This window comes from Solimonas soli DSM 21787, assembly GCF_000474945.1.
In the GTDB taxonomy this organism is placed as follows: domain Bacteria; phylum Pseudomonadota; class Gammaproteobacteria; order Nevskiales; family Nevskiaceae; genus Solimonas; species Solimonas soli.
The window spans coordinates 24,247-39,563 of record NZ_AXDW01000011.1 but is presented as its reverse complement, the minus strand read 5'-3'; the positions used below and the strand labels follow the sequence as shown (position 1 = coordinate 39,563).

The 15,317-nt window shown below is 68.4% G+C and carries 16 protein-coding genes; 8 read left to right on the top strand and 8 right to left on the bottom strand.

Translation table 11 applies throughout. The features are described 5' to 3' along the window. Positions 1–128: 128 nt before the first annotated feature. Positions 129–1,220, bottom strand: coding sequence for an efflux RND transporter periplasmic adaptor subunit (locus K344_RS0107270; protein ID WP_051361990.1), 1,092 nt, complete (start codon positions 1,218–1,220; stop codon positions 129–131). Between the two features lie 263 nt (positions 1,221–1,483). Here K344_RS0107270 and K344_RS0107265 point away from each other — a divergent pair, with 263 nt between their 5' ends. Then, the gene (locus tag K344_RS0107265) at positions 1,484–2,101 is read left to right on the top strand and encodes a TetR/AcrR family transcriptional regulator (protein WP_028080112.1); all 618 of its coding nucleotides are present in this window, start codon (positions 1,484–1,486) and stop codon (positions 2,099–2,101) included. A gap of 174 nt (positions 2,102–2,275) precedes the next feature. Here K344_RS0107265 and K344_RS0107260 read toward each other — a convergent pair whose 3' ends face one another. From K344_RS0107260 to K344_RS0107250, 3 genes are all read right to left on the bottom strand, one after another. After that, positions 2,276–2,785, bottom strand: coding sequence for a hypothetical protein (locus K344_RS0107260; protein WP_028080111.1), 510 nt, complete (start codon positions 2,783–2,785; stop codon positions 2,276–2,278). Positions 2,786–2,792: 7 nt separating this feature from the next. After that, entirely contained in the window at positions 2,793–3,281 is a 489-nt protein-coding gene (locus K344_RS0107255) for a nuclear transport factor 2 family protein (RefSeq protein WP_028080110.1), read from the bottom strand. 101 nt (positions 3,282–3,382) lie between these two features. After that, the gene (locus K344_RS0107250; protein ID WP_028080109.1) at positions 3,383–4,144 is read right to left on the bottom strand and encodes an SDR family NAD(P)-dependent oxidoreductase; all 762 of its coding nucleotides are present in this window, start codon (positions 4,142–4,144) and stop codon (positions 3,383–3,385) included. Between the two features lie 160 nt (positions 4,145–4,304). Here K344_RS0107250 and K344_RS0107245 point away from each other — a divergent pair, with 160 nt between their 5' ends. After that, positions 4,305–5,066, top strand: a complete 762-nt coding sequence (locus tag K344_RS0107245; protein ID WP_028080108.1) for an SDR family NAD(P)-dependent oxidoreductase — start codon at positions 4,305–4,307, stop codon at positions 5,064–5,066. A gap of 91 nt (positions 5,067–5,157) precedes the next feature. Further along, positions 5,158–5,694: an HD domain-containing protein gene (locus K344_RS0107240; RefSeq protein WP_028080107.1), complete on the top strand. Its 537-nt coding sequence runs from the start codon at positions 5,158–5,160 to the stop codon at positions 5,692–5,694. Between the two features lie 27 nt (positions 5,695–5,721). On the opposite strand, the gene K344_RS0107235 is transcribed toward K344_RS0107240, so the two are convergent. Further along, a complete protein-coding gene (locus K344_RS0107235; RefSeq protein WP_028080106.1) occupies positions 5,722–6,774 on the bottom strand; it encodes a phytase in 1,053 nt (350 codons plus the stop codon). Positions 6,775–6,789: 15 nt separating this feature from the next. Further along, positions 6,790–9,024 (bottom strand): TonB-dependent receptor plug domain-containing protein, encoded by a 2,235-nt coding sequence (locus K344_RS0107230; RefSeq protein ID WP_169729258.1) that lies wholly within the window; start codon positions 9,022–9,024, stop codon positions 6,790–6,792. A gap of 223 nt (positions 9,025–9,247) precedes the next feature. Here K344_RS0107230 and K344_RS0107225 point away from each other — a divergent pair, with 223 nt between their 5' ends. Then, complete coding sequence (locus K344_RS0107225) at positions 9,248–9,637, top strand: hypothetical protein (protein ID WP_028080104.1); 390 nt, start codon at positions 9,248–9,250, stop codon at positions 9,635–9,637. A gap of 57 nt (positions 9,638–9,694) precedes the next feature. Here the strand turns inward: K344_RS0107225 and K344_RS0107220 are convergent, their stop codons facing one another. After that, positions 9,695–11,062 carry a DUF1329 domain-containing protein gene (locus K344_RS0107220; protein WP_245586144.1) on the bottom strand — a complete coding sequence of 456 codons (1,368 nt, stop codon included), beginning with the start codon at positions 11,060–11,062 and terminating at the stop codon, positions 9,695–9,697. 17 nt (positions 11,063–11,079) lie between these two features. Then, positions 11,080–12,678 carry a DUF1302 domain-containing protein gene (locus K344_RS0107215; protein ID WP_028080102.1) on the bottom strand — a complete coding sequence of 533 codons (1,599 nt, stop codon included), beginning with the start codon at positions 12,676–12,678 and terminating at the stop codon, positions 11,080–11,082. 190 nt (positions 12,679–12,868) lie between these two features. On the opposite strand from K344_RS0107215, the gene K344_RS0107210 reads away from it, so the two are divergent. Genes K344_RS0107210 through K344_RS0107195 form a run of 4 tightly spaced genes read left to right on the top strand, consistent with a single transcriptional unit; the run spans position 12,869 to position 15,315 of the window. After that, on the top strand, positions 12,869–13,210 hold the full coding sequence (locus K344_RS0107210) for a VOC family protein (RefSeq protein ID WP_028080101.1): 342 nt from the start codon (positions 12,869–12,871) through the stop codon (positions 13,208–13,210). A gap of 23 nt (positions 13,211–13,233) precedes the next feature. Then, complete coding sequence (locus K344_RS0107205) at positions 13,234–14,250, top strand: flavin reductase family protein (protein WP_028080100.1); 1,017 nt, start codon at positions 13,234–13,236, stop codon at positions 14,248–14,250. Positions 14,251–14,260: 10 nt separating this feature from the next. Continuing rightward, complete coding sequence (locus tag K344_RS0107200) at positions 14,261–15,085, top strand: SDR family NAD(P)-dependent oxidoreductase (RefSeq protein ID WP_028080099.1); 825 nt, start codon at positions 14,261–14,263, stop codon at positions 15,083–15,085. A 41-nt stretch (positions 15,086–15,126) separates the two neighbouring features. After that, entirely contained in the window at positions 15,127–15,315 is a 189-nt protein-coding gene (locus tag K344_RS0107195; RefSeq protein ID WP_028080098.1) for a CopG family transcriptional regulator, read from the top strand. Positions 15,316–15,317: the final 2 nt, after the last annotated feature.

The window sequence follows — 15,317 nt, the reverse complement described above, 5'->3', positions numbered from 1 at the left end:
AATGTCCCTCGCCCGCGTGGCGGGAGAGGGCGAGCCGGGGATTTCAGGGACCGCCGGCGGCAGTCCCTGACCGGAGAGCGCTTGGGTTTGGGGCCCCAAGCCGGAAAGGGGCAGGCGCTGCACGAGCGTCACGCCTTGCCCGCCGCCGCCGCCGCAGGCGCCGGCGTCGTGGGTGCGTCACCCTGTTCGACCGCCTTCACCGTCGCGCCGGGCTTCACCTTCTGCAGGCCTTCGACGATCACGCGCTCGCCGGCCTTGACGCCGCCGGTGACCAGCCACTGGTCGCCGATCGTGCGCTCGGCCTGCAGCACGCGCGGCTCGACCTTGTTTCCGGCGTCGACCACCAGTGCCGTCGCCTCGCCGCGCTGATCGCGCGTCACCGCCTGCTGCGGCACCAGCAGGGCGTTCTCGTCGACGCCTTCCTGGATCCGCTGGTGCACGAACATGCCGGGCAGCAGCAGCTCGTCCGGATTCGGGAACACTGCGCGCAGCGTCACCGAGCCGCTGGTCGGATCGACCGCGACCTCCGAGAACTGCAGCTTGCCGGCGTGCGCGTAGGCGCTGCCGTCCTCGAGCGTGAGCTTCACCTCGGCCTGCTGCTCGCCGACCTTCTTCAGCTGGCCGGAGGCGAATTCGCGGCGCAGGCGCAGCAGCATCGTGCTCGGCTGGGTGGCGTCGACGTAGATCGGATCGAGTTGCTGGATGGTCGCCAGCGCCGTCGTCTGGCCGGCGGTGACCAGCGCGCCCTCGGTGACGGAGGAGCGGCCGATGCGTCCGGAGATCGGCGCCAGTACCCGGGTGTAGACGAGGTTGATGCGCGCCTGCTCGGCGGCCGCCTCGGCCTTCAGATGGGTGGCGACCGCGTTGTCGTAGTCCTGCTTGCTGATGGCGTTGGCGGAGACCAGCTGCTCGTAGCGTTCGGCCTGCGCCTTGGCGGCGACCGCGTCGGCCCTGGCGCTGGCATACGCCGCTTCGTAAGTCGCCGGATCGATCTGGTAGAGCGGCTGGCCCGCCTTCACCACCGAGCCCTCGGTGAACAGGCGCTTGAGAATGACGCCGGCCACCTGCGGCCGGACGTCGGCGACGCGATAGGCCATGGTGCGGCCCGGCAGCTCGGTATCGAGCGTCGTCGGCTGCGCCTTGAGCGTGACGACCGTCACCTCGGGCGGCGGCGGCGCGGCGGGCTCGGGCTTCTTGCCGCAGGCCGCCAGCAGGGCCATGAGCGCGCCGGCCAGGACGGGCAGGCTGCAAATCGCGATTCTTGACGACGTTTTATTGGGGGACATGGCCTTGGCAAGTGCGGACAGGGCACAACGGACGGGGCGTCGGAGCGCGCACCACGCACGCGATCGCACTTCACCGGCGCATGAACCGCGGCCAGTGTGCGAGGCGTGCCCCTTCAAATGCAAATCAGAATGAGCGCTCATTCTAGTTTATGATGCGACGCAACACAACCGACATTGCGCGATCGGCAGGAGTTCCGATGAGCCGTGAAACCGAAAAAGAGGCCGCCGCGCACCGCAACGAGCGGCGCCGCCTGCAGATCCTCGATGCCGCCACCGAGTGTTTCCGGCGCCGTGGCTTCCACGCCGCCAGCATGGCGGAAATCTCGAAGTCCGCCGGCATGAGCGTCGGCCACATCTATCACTACTTCGAGAACAAGGAGGCGATCATCGCCGCCCTGGTCGAGTCCAAGGCACGGGAACTGGCCGACAAGATGGATGCCATGCGCCAGGAGCAGGACCTGCTCACGGCGATGATCGACAAGGTCGACGAGGGCCTGGCGAAGAACAGCGATCAGGCGCTCGCGGCACTGAAGATCGAGGTGCTCGCCGAGGCCACGCGCAACGCGCGCACCCTCGACACGCTGCGCGCCTCCGACCGCCTCGCGCTCGACAAGATGCGCGAGAACGTCGCCGCCGTGAATCCGGCGCTGGGCGCTTCACCGAAAACCGTCGACGGCCGCGCCAATGTCGTGGCGGCGCTGTTCGACGGCATCGCCATCCGCACCCTGCTCAATCCGGATTTCGACCGCGAGGCCGTGCTCGACGCCCTGCGCCTGGCGATCCGCAGCCTGCTGCACGCGGCGCCGACGCCTTAGGCCTGTTATTGAGGCGGCCATCATGAACTTGAAAAGGTTGAAGGCTCGGCCGAACGCCTGCGGACTTTGTCGAACGCGCGGTCGCCGCCTCAATAACCACAGGGCACGGATTTTGTTATTGATCCGGCCACGCCGGCCGTGGCGCAGATCCGATTCAAGTTCATTGTGGTCGGATCAATAACGCGGCGGCGGTGCGCCGACGAAGGCCGCGCCGGTCGGCAGCGGCCCGCCACGGCGCACGCGCAGCGACTCCGGCACTTCGAGCACGAAGGTGGCGACGACGCCGAGCGCGGTCAGCGCCAGGGCGATGGCATCGCCGTGGTAGCGCACGCGCAGCAGCGCGAGGGCCAGCGCCACGAACAGCAGGCTGGCGGCGAAGCCGCCGTTGGCCATGGCCAGGAACTGGCGGCGGTCGTTGCGACCGACATCGAACTTGAACAGGAATACGGCGAGCGGCGTCGGCGGATACTCGACGCGCGCGCGCGCCGCCAGCGCGCCGAGCAGATGGCCCCACTCGTGGACGAGAAATCCGGCGAGGGGAATCAGCAGGCCGGTGGCGATCGCCGCCGGCCAGGTCCAGGCCGATGCCGCGTCCTGCAGCGCGCGGCCGAGCCGCCATGCGAACAGCGCCAGCGCGATCAGCGCGAGGTCGCGGACGATCAGCGCCGGCGGCGGAGCTTTCACCGCGTTCTCACGGCGACGGCAGCTTCTTGCCGTGCTTCGCCAGATAGTGCGCCGTGATGTTCGGCGGCTCGGTGAACGGCGTGACGATCTCGAACACGCGCTCGTAGGTCGCGCGCTTGATCTTCCACCGGCCGTCCTGCTTGACGTAGGTGTCGCGGTAGAACGCGCTGCCGTCGGTGTAGATCTTGTTGCGCAGGTCGCAGAACCAGTCCTTCAGATACCAGACGCCGGTCGCCTCGGTCGGCGAAACGAAATCGATCTCCGGATGGTTGACGTGATGCAGGGCGATCGCCTCGGCATGGAAGGCATGGCCGAGCGCCTCGAGGATCTTGTCGCGACCCTGCGCCTCGAACACGTAAGAGCCGCCGACGTAGCGCACGCTCGCGTCCTCGGTGAAGAGCTCCTTCAGCTCCGCCAGATTCGCCGTGTCGATGCAGCGGCAGTAGGCGTACTTGAGGCGCTTGATCAGTTCCAGGTCTTCGAGCGGCAGGGACATCGTCTCTCCTCGCGTGTGCGGCGCTGCCGGCGACTGTCGCGCGAAGCCGCGCGCGCGGCCTCATGCGTCCGGATGAAGTGTCGCCCTGGCCTTGAGCGGCCCTAGACGCCGAACCCGCCCGAGACGTTGATCTGCTGGCCGGTGACGTAGTTCGCCGTCGCCAGATACACCGCCGCGTTGCCGATGTCCTCGGGCTGGCCCCAGCGCTTCAGGCACAGCAGCTTGTGCGTCTCGTCGATCCACTTCTGGTCGAACACGCCGCGCTTGGTCAGCTCGAGGAACATGCCGGCCTCGATGACGCCGACCAGCACCGAGTTGGCGCGGATGTTGTGCGTGCCCTCTTCCTTGGCGATGCCCTTGATGAAGGCCTCGTTCGCCGCCTTCGGCACCACCGACAGGCCGTCGCGCTGCGGGAACCAGACGTGGCCGGCCGAGCCGAGATGCACGTACGAGCCGCCGCCAGCCTCGCGCATCGCCGGCAGCGTCGCCTGCACGGCGTGATAGAAGCCGTGCACCTCGATGTCGATCGAACGCTTCCACAGCGCCTCGTCGGCCTGGCTCAGCAGCACCTGCTCGACGACCGGGCCGGCAGCCCAGACCACGGTGTGAATGCGGCCGTGCGCCTTCAGCACCTCGGCCACCGTGGCCCGGAGCTGCGCCGCCACGGTGACGTCGGTGCGATGCGTCGTCGCCTTGCGGCCGTGCGCGCCGATCCCGGCGGCGACACGTTCGGCGACCTCCTGCTTGGCGCGATAGGCGATCGCCACGTCGCTGCCGGCCGCCGCGAACGTCCGCGCCACGCCCTGGCCGATGCCGCCGCTGCCGCCGAACACCAGGACCGCGCCCTCGGGGAAGGTCGCCATGCCGCACTCCTCGTCATTCCGGAAATGCCGGCGATCATGCGCAGCGGCGCGCGTCGCAGTCCTCCTCCATAGTGATGACCAGCATGTCCGCAAGCGGACGAGGCTGCGCACCCGCCCGCGCGCGATGCTGGCGGCGATCATCACCTGCGAGGAGAGCGGCATGGACGAATTGCGCGAAAAGGTCGCCATCATCACCGGCGCGGCGTCCGGCATCGGCCGCGCCGGTGCGCTGCGCTTCGCCGAGGAAGGCGCGCGGCTCGTGCTTGCCGACCTCGACGCCGAAGCCGGCGAAGCCCTGGCCGCCGGACTGCGCGCGGCGGGCCGGGCGGCGATCTTCCAACGCACCGACGTCGCGCAGGCAGCGCAGTGCGAGGCGCTGGTCGCGGCCGCGGTCGCGCACTACGGCCGGCTCGATTGCGCCTTCAACAATGCCGGCATCTCCGACGGGCCGGTTCCGCCGGGCACGGCCGACTATCCGCTCGAACTCTGGGATCGCATGATCGCCGTCAATCTGTCCGGCGTCTTCTACTGCCTGCGCTACCAGCTGCGCGCGATGCTGAAGACCGGCGGCGGCAGCATCGTCAACACGGCGTCGATCGCCGGGCAGGTCGGCCTCGCCGGCATTCCGGGTTATGTCGCCGCCAAGCACGGCGTGGTCGGCCTGACCAGGACCGTCGCCGTCGAATACGGCGCACGGAACATCCGCTGCAATGCCGTCGCGCCGGGCTTCATCGAAACGCCGATGACGAAATCGGTGTTCGAGCTGCAGCAGTTCCGCGAGATGGCGGCCGTCACCGTGCCGGCGGCGCGCATCGGCCGCGCCGCGGAGATCGCCGACGTCGCCGTCTGGGCCTGCTCGGATCGCGCCAGCTACGTCAACGGCGCGGTGCTCGCCGCCGACGGCGGTTATCTCGCGCGCTGATCCGGCATCGGCGCGCCGGCGCCAGCCGCTGGCGGCCGGTGTGCGGGGCAGGCAAGATCGGGCCGATCGAACGACGCCGAGTGCCTTGCCGATGACACGCCATGTGGACCCGCTGCTCGACGAATTGCTGGCACCGTGGCGCGAGCTGATCGGTGCCGACTTCGACGGCTACCGCCATCACTGCCAGCGCATGCTGACGTTCTGCCAGGCGCTGCACGACTGCAGTGAACTCGACCGGCAGAAGCTGGCGATCGCCGCCTGCTTTCACGACATCGGCCTGTGGACGGCGAACACGCTCGACTATCTGCCGCCGTCGATTGCGGCGGCACTCGCCTGTCTGCGCCAACGCGGCGACGAGCAATGGCGCGAGGAGATCGCGCTGATGATCGGCGAGCACCACAAGCTGCGTCCGGTGCGCGATGCGCGCTATCCGCTCGTCGAAGTGTTCCGCCGCGCCGATCTCGTCGACTTCTCGCTCGGCCTCCGCCGCTGCGGGCTCGATGCTCGTCTCATCAAGGACGTCAGAGCCGAGCTGCCGAACGCCGGTTTTCATCGCATGCTGCTGCGGCGCGCCGGCGCCTGGCTGATCCGCCATCCGCTGCGGCCGGCGCCGATGATGAAGTGGTAGCGCGGCCGGTCGGCGGCCGCGCGAATCTCAATCGAGCTTCAGCGCCTCGGCGATCGACCGCCACGATGCCAGCTTGAAGTTCTGTGTCTCCGGCGCGTTGTCGCCGTCCTGGGCGACGAACAGCCCGCCCGGGAAATCCGGCCCGAAGTCGCCGAGCATCAGCTCGATGCCATCGGTGCCGCTGGTGCCGTCCACCCCGGCCGTATTGGCGACGAGGCGGAAGCGCCCGGCATACGTTCCGTCTTCGAGGCGATAGATCGCGTAGGCCTTGTCGCCCTGGCTCGACACCAGCAGATAGCCGCCGCGCGCGCCCTGCGGGGCCAGCGCGACGCCTTCGACGTCGACGACCAGTTGCCGGCCATCGGCTTTCGCGAACAGCACCGGCGTCGCCGCGCCCGAGGGATCGGCGGCGAAACGCCAGACGCCGACGTCCTCCTCGCCGACATAGAGCTGCGCCGTGCGCGCATCGACGACGCAGCCTTCCGATTGCGTCGCCAGCTTGAGCTGGCGCACCGGCCTGGCGAGCGGCGTCGCGCCGGCGAGATCGAGCTGCAGCTGATGAATCGTGCCGTCCTTGGCGACGACAAACGCGAACGTGGCGCGATCGGCCGCGCGCTGCCACAGGCAGATGCCGTAAGCCTCGCCGGCGCCGGCCGGCAACCGCGCGAGCGCCGCGAGCCGGCCCTCGGTGGTCAGCGTGTACAGCGCCAGCGCCGCATGGCGCTCGTCGCTGCGGTCGCTGGCGGCGACCAGCACCGCGGGATGACCAGCGACCTTCACATCGGCCAGCAGGTCGACGTTGTTGACGCGGCCGGCCGGCGTGAACGACCGCGTCCGGCCATCGAGACCGTAGACGTAGAGGCCGGCCTTCTTGTCGGTCGAGACGATCAGGCTCCTCGCCGGATCGCCCGGATGCCGCCAGATCGCCGGATCGTCGGCAGCATCGTCACGTGTGCGCACGGCGGTCGTCTCGCGCACGACCGGCACCGACGCGGTCGGCAGGGCATCGACGATCGGCTGCGACGTACCGGCGCAGGCGGCAAGCAGGAACAAGGAAGACAGCGCGGCGAAATGTCTCATGGGCGCACTTTACGTTCAGAACGCGACGCGCAGCGTCAGTTCGTACAGGGGGCCGGAGTGCTCGCTCTCGTGTTCGATCTCGTCGACGACGCCATCGCGACGGTTGTCGAGCACGTCCTGCACGCTGTCGCCGTCGTACTTGTGGAACAGTTCGTCCTTGTGTGCATCGAGCAGGTTCATCGCCGCGATGCGCACGACGACGCGCTTGCCGAAGCGCTTTTCGATGAACGCTTCGAGGTCAGCTTCGTAAGCGACTTTCACCGTCTCGTCGAAGTTCGATTCGCAGCCGGCGTCACGATCGTAATAGCTCGCGCCGAAACTCATATCCCAGGCGCGCACGGTCTGGATGAAGCCGATGTTGTAGACCCCGTGCGGCTGGTTGGTGAAGCGACGGCTCTGGCCGGTGTAGGGATCGCGCACGCTGCTGTTCATCCAGCTGTAGTTGAAGAACAGGCCGGTGTCGGGCATCTGCAGCACCGCGAGCGGCGCCGAGAAATCGACTTCGACACCCCAGGTATTGCCCTCGTCGTCGAGATTGCGCGGTTCGTAGACCTTGCCTTCGCCCGACTCCGAGGCCGTGCCGGTGTTGACCGTCTCGATCAGGTCGCTGATGCGACGATAGAACGCGTCGACGCCGAACACGCCGAGCCTGCCGAGACGGCGTTCGTAACCGACGTCGAGGCCCCAGGCCGTCTCGTTCTTCAGATGCGGATTGCCCTGCAGATCGTCGCCGTCGGTCGGCTCTTCCTTTGCAGTGAACGGCGCCAGCAGGTCGTAGTCCGGACGGCGCACGGTGCGCGCCAGCGACGCGCGCAGCTGATCGACAGCGCTCATCGCGTAGGTCAGATGCAGCGACGGATTCCAGTCGGTGTCCTTGTGGTTGACACTGCCGTCGTCGCTGTCGACATCGCGCTTCGTCGTTTCGGCGCGCAGGCCAAGGTCGAGCGTCAGCGCCGAGGTCGGCGCATACGTGGCGCGCAGATACGGATCGATGCGCGTTTCCTTGATCGTGTAGATCGCGCCGGGCGCCGGGTCCGGGTCACCGACCGAGCCGTCATCCTCGATGTCGTACTCGACTTCGGCGCCATCGCGCTTCTTGCTCAGCAAATCGAGACCGCCTTTCAGCTTCCACGCGTCCAGAGGCAGGCTGTAAGCGATACCGCCACTGTATTCGTCATCGGTGATCCTGGTCTTGATGTGCTCATCGAGCGCCAGTCCGTCGAACGTGGCGCCCTTGTCGGTCTCCGCGGTCGAGTCCTCGCGAAAGCCGGTCCAGCCCACATTGGCCGACAGCTTGCCGGCGCCGGCTTCGAAATCGCCGCTCAGGTCGACGTCGTAGGTCTGCTGCGAGATGCGCTCGCGTTGCACTTCGATTTCCTTGAGCGCGTCGAAAGCGCCGCTGCCGGAATCGACATAGGTCTTCGACGTTTCGTCCTCGTCGCGATCGGTGTCGACCACCAGGCCTGACAGCGTGAAGCTGCCGCCGCCGAAGCGATGCGTCAGCTCGCCGTTCGCCGAGACGTCGACGCCGTCGCGCGTGTCGTCCTGCTTCTCGATGTTGTCGAGCACGCCGTCGCCGTCGTAGCGCCAGCTGGACTTCTGCTTCGGATTGCGGCGGCCCTGATCGTTGAGGCCGGCCCAGTAGCTCGTCGACTCGCTGCTGCCCGCATACGCCAGGGCCGCCGCCGGCCGCAGCTTGCCGTCTTCGTTGAGCAGCGCACCGCCCTTGATGAAGCCGCCTTCGAGATCGGCGCCTTCCTTGAGCACGATGTTCAAGGTGCCGCCGATGCCATCGCCCGGCTGGTCGGCGCCTGGCGAACGCACGATCTCGATGCGCTCGACCAGCTCGGCCGGAATGCGGTCGACGAAGAAGCTGCGGTCGCTCTCGCCACCCGGCGCGCGGCGGCCGTTGATGAGGATCTGCGTGTAGCCCGGCGGCAGGCCGCGCATCGACACGCCATCGAATTCGAGCACGTCGGACGTGAACGTCACGCCCGGCACGCGCTTGAGCATCTCGCCGACCGACACCGGCTCGAAGCGCTGGAAGTATTCGAGGTCGTACGACAGCACCGGATTCGCATCTTCTGTGCGATTGCGGAATTTCAGATCGCCGGTGACGAGCACTTCGGCGACCGATTCCGGCGCCGACGCGACGACGGTCGCCGCTTCCGGTTCCTGCGCATGCGCAAACGACGCAGCGGCCAGCGCAAGCGGCGCCATCGCGGCGCGCCAGATCTTTGCTTCGGTCACGTTCATATCCCTGGGTCGGCGCGCGCTGTCGGCACGCGATCGGGGCATGCTAGGTAACTGAAATCACGGGAAAATGACTGACGTCCGGCTGTCGATGCGCTGCCGCGTCAATGACCGCTGCGCCCGCCGGGCACGCGCCCGATCCATGCACCGGCCATGATCGCGTGGCCGATCGGCATCAAGCGTGCGACGGGAAAGCATCCTTCGTCAGGGAGCGCCGCCGATGTCGATCCTGCGTTATCTCGCCACCCTGCGCCCGCCGATGCTGGTGCTGGGCTGCTATCTGCTGTGGTATCTGGTGACGGTGCTGCATCACTTCGATCCGTCGCCACGGCTATGGCTGAACGCGCTCGGCATCAGCGTGCTGATCGGCAGCGCACTGGTGCTCAGTGTCGGCGGCGCGGCGCTGCGCGTCGCCGGGCCGTGGGCGGTCGCGCGGCTCTATCTGATGCCGTTCTGCGTGTCGAGCTTCTCGTCGCTGATCAAGGACCGCGGCTTCATGCTGGTGCTGTCGCCGGATGCACACGAGCGGCTGCAGGCACTGGCGGCCTGCGCAGCGCTGCTGGCGGTCGCCGCTGTCGCGCGCCTGACCGTGCGCGAGCCCGCGCCGTAGACCGCCGGCGCGCAAGAGGGACGACCTGCGCCGTCCCTCTTTCTCGTCGCGATGACTTCAGTGCCCGTGCCGCGACGCCGCGTCCGGCGAGAACATCTCCGGCGTCAGGCCGCCCTGATTGAGCACCCACCACTGCTTGCTCTCGTTGACGAGACGATCGACGTAGTACGCATTGGCGGTAAGATCGTGATAGATCGCGACGCCGGCCTGGAAACCTTCGATCGACGGCGCGTAGAAGTAGTTGACCATGCTCGCGCGCCACAGCTGGCCGCGACCGTCGTAGTTGTCGGCCCACAGCGCGTGCCAGCTGTCTTCGTCGACGTAGAACTGGCGGCGCGCGTACATGTGGCGAAAGCCTTTCTTGACCGTCGCTTCGATCAGCCACACGCGGTGCAGCTCGTAGCGCATGTATTGCGGGTTGACGCTGCTCTCGGTCAGCAGCTCGGCGTATTTCAGCGCCGGATCGTTCAAGCGGAACGCGTCGTACGGCACGTAGATTTCCTTCTTGCCGAGCAGCTTCCAGTCGTAGCGCTCGGGCGAGCCGTTGAACAGGCGATCGTCGTCGACGGTGCGGAAGCCGCCGGCGCCCTGCGGCGTGTCGAAGCCGAACTCCGGCGCCTGCCGCACGCGCCGCGTGCCGGGGCTGTAGAACCAGGCCTGACGGTCGATGCTGTTGTCGTTCGGCGTCCAGCCGAGCGTGATCGCGCCCTTCTCGCGTTCCGGCTGCAGCGTTTCCGAATAGAAGTACGAGTTGACCGTGTCCTGGTTGCTGCCGCGATGCCTGGGATCGTTCCACAGCGACAGGATCTTGTAGCGCACGCGGCCGGTCGCGCGGTTGCCGCCGGCATAGACGACGGCCTGATCGAGGATGCCTTCCTCGGTCCAGGCGCGATGCGGGTTCTGCATATTGGTCTGCGCTTCGAGACCGTCCCTGGGGAACGGAAACGGAATCGCGCCGGTCGTGCCGCTCGCGCCGAGACCGTCGTGCTGCAGCTCGGCGCCCGTCGCGTTCTTCTTCACCGCGTCGCAGACCCAGTCCGCATAGCGGAAGTCGCGGTGGCTGGCGTAGACCGGCATCTTGAACGCCTGCGGATAGCGCTTGAGCAGCGCCTTCTGGCCTTCGGTCAGCTTGTCGGCGTACTGCGCGGCGTTGTCGGCGGTGATCGTGAACAGCGGTTTCTCGTCGGCATACGGGCCGGCGTCGTAGCCGCTCTGCTTCGCGCCGGGCCACGCCGCGCCCAGCCACTTGCCGCCATACGCGGGAATGCTGCCGTCGGCATTGCCGGCGCGCTCGGCGCCCATGCAGTTGAGCTTGTCGCCGCCGAGTTGCGCGGCCTGCTCGGCGCCGACCTTGGCATAAGCGCCCGGCGCCGCGACCAGCGTCAGCGCGGCGACGACGCCGGCTGTCAGAGTCTTCTTCATCATCGAAATTCTCCAGGGGATCAGAAGCTGTACTTGGCGTTGATCGCCACGTAGTCGCGATCCGCGTATGGCCGCTGGTTCGCGCTGGCCGAGCCGAGGAAGGCGTTGTAGCTGAGGCCGATCGCGAGGTTCTGCAGGTAGGTGAAGTCGGTGCCGATGCTGGCGCGCATGTCGCCGTCGCCGTAGAGGCTGCCGAACGCACCGGCGAGCGCCGGCGTGCCGTGCAGCACCGAGACGTTCACCGGCACCGCCAGATCCCACTGCGGGAACACATTGCGATAGTTGAACGTGGCCTGCGCGGCGACGGCCCAGGCATCGCGGTCATTGCTGAGCTGGCTGCTGCCGCCGATCGCATCGACGCTGTCCACGTGCAGATAGCCGACTTCGCCGGCGAGATTGATCTGCTGCGAGATCGGGTTCGGGCTCAAGGTCCAGATCGTCGAGACCTGCGCCTGCGTCAGCTTGCCCCGGGTCGCGGTCGGGCCGAGCACGCTATCGACCAGCAGCGTCGCGCCATCGCGATGGCTGACTTCACCGGCGACGTTCGCCGCGCCGAGACGCGTCGAGAAACTGCCCGCGGCCATGTCGATGCCGCCGAAGTATTTGACGTTGTACGACACCGGCGCATACGTGCCCGGCGCGACTTCGGCAACGTTGAGCAGGACCGCAGGATTGGTGTCGGCGTAGCGCAGCCAGTACAGGCCGACGTTGGTCGCGCCGCTCAGCTGGTACTTGAGGCTGAAGCCGTACTGGCCGCTGTCGCCGGGCTCGATGTCGGCGCCGCGCGGAATGTCGTAGCCGTAGGCGATGTGCAGCCGCCGCGCGCCGGGGCCGATGATGTCGCTGGTCGAGAAGTACGCGCCGGCCGGCTCGAGTTCGCTGGCGCGATATTCGAAGTGGTAGTACGCGCCGAGGCTCAGGTCTTCGGTCAGCTGCAGCTGCGCGAACGCCTGATTGACCGGCAGCAGGATGTTCTTGATCTCGACGCCCGGCACATTGGCCTTGGTCGCGTCGGCCGGGCCTTGCGCCGCCGACACGCCGGAGAAGAACAGGCTCTCGCCCCAGGCGACGACCTGGCGGCCGAGGCGCAGATTGACGCCGACGCCGCCCAGCGACCAGTCGCTGTACGCATACGCGTCGAGCAGACGCGCGCGCTGGCCATCGTACTTGCGCGCCTGCGAGGTGAACTCGTCGTGGTCTCCGCTCTTGTTGACGGTCGCCGGCGAGTCGTTGTCGTTGCTGCGGTGATAGACGTCGTCGTAGAACGCATCGCCGCGCAGCACGACGCCGTAGTTGCGCCAGTCGAAGAACAGCTCGCCGAGCGCGCTGAGGCGATCGTTGATCAGGCTGCCGGACTTGAAGTTGCGGTCGCCGTCGTCGCCGTTGGCGGTGGTCGGGATGCCGGTCGCCGGATCGATGGGCCCATCGATCAGCGCGCCGTCGCGGCCTTCGGCGCGCATCGCCAGCGCATAGCCCAGCGTCAGCGTGTACTGCACGTGCGCATCGTCGGAAACGTCGAACGAGCCGGCGTTCGCGGCGCCGGCGTAGGCCGACAGCGCCAGCGCAGCACCGGGCCAGATCGCGGCGTGCGCCCTCGCGCGCCGTATGTGTCTTGTCATGGTTCACTCCTCCTGCCTCTGATGGGCGCATCGAGAGTAGGAGCGCGGCGCGCGGCGCTTCGTCGTCCGATCGATCTCGTCCGAATGCAGATACGCGCGGCCCATGTCTGCAGGCGGACGAGGACGGCGGCGCAGCGGGCCGCGCAAGCTCGGCCCATCACCATTACTGGCACCGTCGCCGTCCGCTTCGATGGAACTGCACAGCCTGCTGCTGCCCGTCCCCGCGCTGGGTCCCGCGCTCGCGCTGCTGCGCGAGGCGCTGGGCCTCGAGCCGGCGCTGCGCGACGGCGAACGCTACGCGGCGCTGCCGGCGCAGGCGCTGCGCATCGCACTGGGCGCTGGCGACGAATCGATCAGCGACACGCCGGCACTGGTCGTGCGCGTCGCCGATCTCGACACGGCGCTTGCGAAGCTGCTGGCGCACGGCGCCGAACTGCGCCACCCGGCCGCAGCCGGTCCGCACGAACGCCGCGCCGTGGTCGACGCTGCCGGCATCGCGATCGTCATCAGTCAGAAAACCGCGGCGCCATGAGCACGCCGCCGAGGAGAACCGTCATGGGCCATCACGATCCGGGCCTTGGTCTGCCGTTCGACGCGCGCGAGTTCCGCAACGCGCTCGGCAGTTTCACCACCGGCGTCACCATCATCACCACGCGCGACGCCGACGGCACGCCGGCCGGCATCACCGCCAACAGCTTCAATTCGGTCTCGCTCGATCCGCCGATGGTGCTCTGGAGTCTGGCCAGGCGTGCGCGCAGCCTGCCGGCGTTCGCCGGTGCGCGGCACTGGGCCGTGCACATCCTCTCGGCGCAGCAGGAAGCATTGTCGAACCGTTTCGCCAAGAGCGGCCACGACAAGTTCGCCGGGCTGGAGCTCGACGAAGGCCACGGCGGTGTGCCGCTGTTGCGCGGCTGCACGACGCGCCTGCAATGCCGCAGCGCCTTCCGGTACGAAGGCGGCGATCACCTGATCTTCGTCGGCGAGGTGCTCGCCTTCGATCGCAGCGAGCTGCCGCCGCTGGTGTTCCAGGCCGGCCGTTACGCGTTCGCCGCGCGTCGCGCCGGCAGCGTGCGTCCCGCAAGCGAAACCGCCACGGCCGACGTGCCGGCCGCGAGCTGGCGCGAGGACCATCTCGGCTATCTGCTCGGCCGCGCCTGGTTCCAGTTCTACGCCCGCATCCGCCGCCAGCTCGCCGACGCGCGGCTCGGCGACGCCGACTACTTCGCGCTGACGACGCTGGCACTGCAGGACGGCGCGACGCTCGCCGGTCTCAACGAGGTGTTCGCGTACTCCGGCGTCGCCGCGACCGAACAGCGGATGCAGGCGCTCGCCGCGCGCGGCCTGCTCGACGCCCAGGGCGATGCCGACGCACCGCGCTATCACCTGACCGCGCATGGCCGTGCGCTGACGCAGCAACTGATCGCCGCGACCGCGGCGATCGAAGCCGAGGCCCTGCAGGCCTGCGGCGCGCCGGAAGCCGAAGCGCTGCGCCATTCGCTGCGCCACCTGATCCGCAACACCGATCCCGGCCTGCCCGATCCCTGGCAGCCGCTGGAACCCGCGCCACCCTGAGAGCAAGCGCATGAGCACTGTGAAGATCGCCGGCGGCGTCGCCGTCATCACCGGCGCCGCGAGCGGCATCGGCCTGGGCCTCGCGCGCCACGCCCTGCGGCTCGGCATGCGTGTGGTCGCCGCCGACATCGCCGCCGCGAAGCTCGATGCGCTGGTCGCCGAGCTGGGCCCGCTCGGCGAGATCAGCGCCGTCGTCACCGATGTCAGCGACGCGGCGTCGGTCGCCGCCCTGGCCGATGCGGCCTGGCAGCGACACGGCGGCGTCGACCTGCTGTTCAACAACGCCGGCGTGATGGCGACCGGCTGGGCGTGGCAGATCGACGCGGCACGCTGGCAGCGCACGCTGGACATCAACATCGGCGGCGTCGTCAACGGCGTCCGCGCCTTCGTGCCGCGGCTGCTCGAAGCGAACCGGCCGGCGCACATCATCAACACGGCGTCGGTCGGCGGCTTCCTCGCGAGCCCGCTGATGGCGCCATACGTGGCGAGCAAGTTCGCGGTCGTCGGCCTGAGCGAAGCGCTGCACGCGGAAATGCAGATGCGGCAGGCGCCGCTCGGCGTCTCGCTGCTCGCGCCGGGCCCCGTCGTCACCGCCATCTTCGACGACCCGTTCGGCGGCCTCGTCGATGCCGCGAGCGAGCGCTTCGTCGCGCAGATGCGCGCGCTGACCGCGCAGCACGGCATCGGCCCCGAGACCTTCGCCGCGCGCGTGTTCGCCGGCATCCACGAGCGCCGCTTCTGGATCGTCCCGCAGCCGGAAGCGCTCGACGCCGCCTTGCGCGCGAAGACGGACGGCATTCTCGCGCGTCGCGATCCCGCGCCGCCGACGTGCTGAGGCATGATCATGCAACGCACATCGCGTGATATTCTCGCGCCATGGAGTCCAAGACCGCGCGCCTGACCATCCTCGTCGATCCGGCCAAGAAGAAGGCCTTCGAGACGCTCTGCGCGCAGCAGGACCTGACGCCGTCGCAGGTGATCCGCCAATTGATGCGCGATTACCTCGCCGCGCACGGCGTTAGCTATGCGACGCAGCCGAAGAAGGCGGCGGCCAGGAAGCGCTGAGC